General features: G+C 68.6%; 4 protein-coding genes. 1 reads left to right on the top strand and 3 read right to left on the bottom strand.

The features are described from left to right. The 3 genes from EES43_RS20560 to EES43_RS20570 all read right to left on the bottom strand — a co-directional run. Positions 1-486: amino acid ABC transporter ATP-binding protein (locus tag EES43_RS20560; protein ID WP_241192706.1), on the bottom strand; the 486-nt coding region annotated here is incomplete at its 3' end. Between the two features lie 5 nt (positions 487-491). After that, positions 492-1,433: an amino acid ABC transporter permease gene (locus tag EES43_RS20565; RefSeq protein ID WP_124270064.1), complete on the bottom strand. Its 942-nt coding sequence runs from the start codon at positions 1,431-1,433 to the stop codon at positions 492-494. 29 nt (positions 1,434-1,462) lie between these two features. Then, positions 1,463-2,422: an ABC transporter substrate-binding protein gene (locus EES43_RS20570; RefSeq protein WP_124270065.1), complete on the bottom strand. Its 960-nt coding sequence runs from the start codon at positions 2,420-2,422 to the stop codon at positions 1,463-1,465. Between the two features lie 533 nt (positions 2,423-2,955). Here EES43_RS20570 and EES43_RS20575 point away from each other — a divergent pair. Beyond that, complete coding sequence (locus EES43_RS20575; RefSeq protein WP_124270066.1) at positions 2,956-4,239, top strand: NAD(P)-dependent malic enzyme; 1,284 nt, start codon at positions 2,956-2,958, stop codon at positions 4,237-4,239. Positions 4,240-4,337: the final 98 nt, after the last annotated feature.

Consider the following 4,337-nt stretch of genomic DNA (forward strand, 5'->3'; position numbering starts at 1 on the left):
GGCCAGGGCGCGGGCGATCGCGACCCGCTGCTGCTGCCCGCCGGAGAGCTGGGAGGGGTAGTTCTTCGCCTTGTCCGACAGGCCCACCCGGTCCAGCAGCTTCTCGGCGCGGGCCCGCGCCACGGCCCGGGTCTCGCCCTTGACCTGGACCGGCGCCTCCATGACGTTCTCGATCGCCGTCATGTGCGGGAACAGGTTGAAGCGCTGGAAGACCATGCCGATGTCCCGGCGCTTGAGGGCGACCTCGCTGTCCTTCAGCTCGTAGAGCTTGTCGCCCTTCTGCCGGTAGCCCACCAGCTCGCCGTCGACCGAGAGCCGGCCGGCGCTGATCTTCTCCAGGTGGTTGATGCACCGTAGGAAGGTGGACTTGCCCGAGCCGGACGGGCCGATCAGGCAGAACACCTCACGCGGGGCGACCTCCAGGTCGATGCCCTTGAGGATGTGCGCGGCGCCGAAGGACTTGTGGACGCCCTCCGCCTTCACCATGGGGTTCATGCCATGCCTCCCTTCGGGCGGCCCAGGGACAGCAGTTGGGCCCGGACCTTCTGCAGCGGGGTCTGCGGCAGGCTCCGGCTGGAACCGCGCGCGTAGTAGCGCTCCAGGTAGTACTGGCCGATGCTGAGCAGCGAGGTGAGGATCATGTACCAGGCGGCGGCCAGGAACAGCATCTCCACCGTGGCGCCCGAGGTCTGCGAGACGTTCTGGGTCGAGCGCAGCAGCTCGGTGTACTGGACGGCGACCGCCAGCGACGAGGTCTTCAGCATGTTGATGACCTCGTTGCCGGTCGGCGGCACGATGACCCGCATCGCCTGGGGCACCACGATCCTGCTGAGGGTCTTGCCGTGGCTCATGCCCAGCGCGTGGGCGGCCTCGGTCTGGCCCTCGTCCACGGACTGCAGGCCGGCCCGGCAGATCTCCGCCATGTAGGCCGCCTCGTTGAGCCCGAGGCCCAGCAGCGCGCAGAGGAACGGGGTCATGAAGGACGACCACTCGTCCTTGTAGACCGGTCCGAGGTTGATGTACTCGAACACGATGCCCAGGTTGAACCAGACCAGCAGCTGCACGTAGACCGGCGTGCCGCGGAAGAACCAGATGTAGCCCCAGGCGATGGACGAGGTCACCGGGTTCTTGGACAGCCGCATCACCGCGAGTACGACGCCGAGCACCACGCCGATGATCATCGCCAGCACGGTGATGATCACCGTGTTCTTGACGCCTTCGAGGATCTGGTCGTCGAAGAAGTAGTCGGGGAGGGCACCCCAGTTGATCTGCCCCTGGGCGAACGCGTAGACGAGCGTGGCCAGCAGTCCGAGGGTGATGACCGCGGAGACGTAGCGCCCGTAGTGCCGGACGGGTATCGCCTTGATGGCCTCGGGTCCGGCAGCCGGTGTGAGGGGTGCGTCCGCCGGACCCGTCTTCTTGATGTCAGTCACAGATGTCGCCTCTCACCGCCGGAACCCGGTCAGGATCCGCCGTTGATCTTGGCCTCGGTGACCGCGCCGGCGTCGACGCCCCACTTGGAGATGATCTTCTGGTACTCGCCGTTCTTGATGATCGCGTCGAGCGCCGCCTTCACGGCGTCCCGCAGCTCGGTGTTCGTCTTGGCGACGGCGATGCCGTACGGAGCGGCCTCGACCTGCTCGCCGACCAGCTGGAAGTCCTTGCCGCCGCCCGAGGTCTTCACCGCGTACGCGGCGACCGGGAAGTCCGAGGAGCCCGCGTCGGCGCCGCCGCCGCGGAGGCGGGTCTGCGCCTCCAGGTCGTTGTCGAACGGCTCGATGGATATCTTGCCCTTGGCCCCGCAGTCCTTGCTCTGGGCCTTGGCCAGGTCGTGGGAGACGGTGCCGCGCTGCACGACGATCTTCTTGCCGCAGAGGTCCGACCAGGTCGTGATGCCCTTGTCGTCGCCCTTCTTGGTGTAGATCGAGACGCCGGCGGTGAAGTAGTCGATGAAGTCGACGCCTTCGCCGACCTTCTTGCCGGTCTCGGAGTCGACGCCCTCCTGGCGGGCCTTGGTGTCCGTCATGGCCGACATCGCCAGGTCGTAGCGCTTGGAGCGCAGACCGGTCAGGAGCGTGTCGAAGGTGCCGTTCTCGAACGTGAACTTCACGCCGAGCTGCTTGCCCAGGGCGTCGCCCAGATCCGGGTCGATGCCGACGGTCCTGCCGGACTTGTCCTTGAACTCGACCGGCGGGTAGGCGATGTCGGAACCGACCTTGATCTCGCCCTTGTCCTTGATCGACTGGGGCAACAGGTCGGCCAGCGGGGCGCTGTCCGACGCCTTCGAGGAGCCGGACTCCTTCGTGGCCTTGTCCGTCTGGTCGCCGCAGGCGGTCAGGAGCAGGGTGCCGGCGACCGCGATGGCGCCGACCGCCGCAATCCGGGACTTCGCGGTCGTGCGACGAGTCGTGCTAGCGGTCATGTCGGGATCCTCCGGCAGGTGAAGAATGAGGGTGAGGTGCTGTCGGGCGGCTTGGCACGCACCTTCGAGTGTCGCCACCGTGTGTGATAGCGGCATCCTGCCATTGGCACCGGCCCATTCAGGGGCCCGTCATGTCAAAATCGGATAACGGGCGACCCCCGAACCTCGCGAGCCGGTCCGCGGCGACCGGACCATCTGTGGAGACGGCATCCCGCCGCCGGAGAATCTTCGGCATGTCTCGGTTCGGGGGCGGCATTTATACCGGTTTGCCGACTTGTCCAGATATTCGACTATGAGTCACGTCACCGCGTCGATATGGACTCGTCCGTAACATCGATCGTCCGGTAAGAAAGACGTTTACACCCCTCATCCGGGGCTCAGGGCGCGTGTGCGGCGCGCCCGCGCGTACGTATTCCCGACTCCCTGCCGGGGCGGCCAACCGCTTGGTGCAGGGCGCGTACGCGGTGCCCGCCCACCCCTCCTCAACCAGGAGTGGCCACCCTCAAACGATGAAGACTTAAGGGGTCAACACCATGGCAGCGGAGATCGTGAATCCTCGCAGCGACAACACCGTCGACAGCACCACCGACAGCACCGACCGCGCCGACAGCACCGACGCCGGCGGCGTCCGGCGCGCGGTCGCGGCGGACACCGGGGCCGACGAGCCCTTCGATCCGGCCTTCGCCCTCCACCGGGGCGGAAAGATGGCCGTGCGGTCCACCGTCCCGATCCGGGACAAGGACGACCTCTCCCTGGCCTACACGCCCGGCGTGGCCAAAGTGTGCAGCGCCATCGCCGACAACCCGGAGCTGGTCCACGACTACACCTGGAAATCCCAGGTCGTGGCCGTGGTCACGGACGGCACCGCCGTCCTCGGCCTCGGCGACATCGGACCCGAGGCGTCCCTCCCCGTGATGGAGGGCAAGGCCATCCTGTTCAAGCAGTTCGGCGGCGTGGACGCGGTGCCGATCGCGCTCGCCACCACCGACGCCGACGAGATCGTCGACACCGTCGTCCGGCTCGCGCCCTCCTTCGGCGGCGTGAACCTGGAGGACATCTCGGCGCCCCGGTGCTTCGAGATCGAGCGCAAGCTCCAGGAGCGCCTGGACATCCCGGTCTTCCACGACGACCAGCACGGCACCGCCGTCGTCACCCTCGCCGCCCTGCGCAACGCCGCGAAGCTCTCCGGGCGGACCCTCGGCGACCTGCGCGGTGTCATCTCCGGCGCGGGCGCGGCCGGCGTGGCCATCGCCAAGTTCCTGCTGGAGGCCGGCATCGGCGACGTGGCCGTCGCCGACCGCAAGGGCGTCGTCAGCCGCGACCGGGACGACCTCACCGAGGTGAAGCGCGAACTGGCCGAACTCACCAACCGGGCCGGCATCTCCGGCTCGCTGGAGAAGGCCCTGGCCGGCGCGGACGTCTTCATCGGCGTCTCCGGCGGTACGGTCCCGGAGGCCGCGGTGGCCTCCATGGCCCCCGGCTCGTACGTCTTCGCGATGGCCAACCCGAACCCGGAGGTCCACCCGGAGGTCGCGCACAAGTACGCGGCCGTCGTGGCGACCGGCCGTTCCGACTTTCCGAACCAGATCAACAACGTGCTGGCCTTCCCCGGCATCTTCGCCGGCGCGCTCCAGGTCCGGGCCTCCCGGATCACCGAGGGCATGAAGATCGCCGCGGCGAACGCGCTGGCCGACGTGGTCGGCGACGAGCTGGCGGCGGACTACGTCATCCCCTCCCCGTTCGACGAGCGGGTCGCCCCGGCGGTCACCGCCGCGGTGGCCGCGGCGGCGCGGGCGGAGGGCGTGGCGCGCCGTTGACGGTGCGCTGAGCGGCTGAGCGGCTGAGCGGCTGTGCGGCTGAGCGGTTGTGCGGTGGGCGGGGTCCGGCGGGTACGGGCCCCGCCCACCGCCGTCCC

Source organism: Streptomyces sp. ADI96-02 (assembly GCF_003846185.1).
Taxonomy (GTDB): Bacteria; Actinomycetota; Actinomycetes; order Streptomycetales; family Streptomycetaceae; genus Streptomyces.